General features: G+C 71.7%; 1 protein-coding gene. It reads right to left on the bottom strand.

What is annotated here, in order from left to right:
• Nucleotides 1–279: 279 nt before the first annotated feature.
• A complete protein-coding gene (locus AE652_RS00265) occupies nt 280–576 on the bottom strand; it encodes a hypothetical protein (protein ID WP_049648995.1) in 297 nt (98 codons plus the stop codon).
• Between the last annotated feature and the right edge of the window lie 616 nt (nt 577–1,192).

The raw sequence follows: 1,192 nt of genomic DNA, 5'->3' as shown, positions 1-1,192 counted from the left end.
CGCTCCGCACCATCCCGGTGCGGCACCATCGCAGCATCGGCTGGCGCGTCTGCAGCATGCTCGCCCACCTCGTCGCTCCGCACCATCCCGGTGCGGCACCATCGCAGCGTGAAGGTTGGCCGCTCCGGTGCGAGGCCGGGCCCGGTCGCTCCGCACCATCCCGGTGCGGCACCATCGCAGCTTCTGCCGCGTTCGCCGGCCAGTTCCGAGCCGGCCAGTCGCTCCGCACCATCCCGATGCGGCACCATCGCAGCCTCGACGGCGGCTGGGACCTGACCGTCAACCAGCCACATCGCTCCGCACCACCCCGGTGCGGCACCATCGCAGCGCGACGAGCAGTGCCTCGCGCTTCGTGTCGAATGTCGTATCGCTCCGCACCACCCCGGTGCGGCACCATCGCAGCTCGTCCGTGGGGCGCGCGGGCCCGACGCCATCGGCATCGCTCCGCACCACCCCGGTGCGGCACCATCGCAGCTGCTGACCCTGGGCGGGATCGGCCTTGACGCCGCCATCGCTCCGCACCACCCCGGTGCGGCACCATCGCAGGCACTCCGGGATCGTCCCGGACGTCTCCACGTGCCGGGTCGCTCCGCACCACTTCGATGCGGCACCATCGCAGGGCCGACTACTCCATGGTGATGGACACCAGCGGGGCTCGTCGCTCCGCACCATCTGCGTGCGGCAGTATCGCAGGCCCGTACCTGGCTTGAAGTTCACGGAGCAATCAGCAGCTTCTCCGCATCCTTCCGGTGCGGCAGCATCGCAGCACGGTGATCGAGTGCCCGGCCGGCAGGCCGAGCGTGAGCTCCTCCGCACCTCGCCGGTGCGGCACTATCGCAGGACCTACGACCCGAACCCCAAGGGCTGGGAGAAGCAGGCGCCTCCGCACCACTTCGGTGCGGCACCACCGCAGGCCGGTCCTGAGACTGACCTCCCGCGGTCTCCACCGGGGTCACTCCTTACCATCCGGTGCGGCACCATCGCAGCTTCTGCTCGCGCTCCACCGCCCCGGACGCCCAGCCGGCTCGCTCCGCACCATCGCAGCATCGCGGCCGACGCCTGGCAGGCCGTCGTCCGTGCCGGTCGCTCCCCACCATCCTGGTGCGGCACCATCGCAGGCCGCATTCGGGCGGGCTCGCCGGCTCTCGGCGGGACGCCCCTCCGCACCTCGCCGGTGCGGCACCATCGCAGC

The organism is Kitasatospora sp. MY 5-36, assembly GCF_001182915.1.
Classification (GTDB): Bacteria; Actinomycetota; Actinomycetes; order Streptomycetales; family Streptomycetaceae; genus Kitasatospora.
This window is presented reverse-complemented; position numbering and strand designations above follow the sequence as displayed.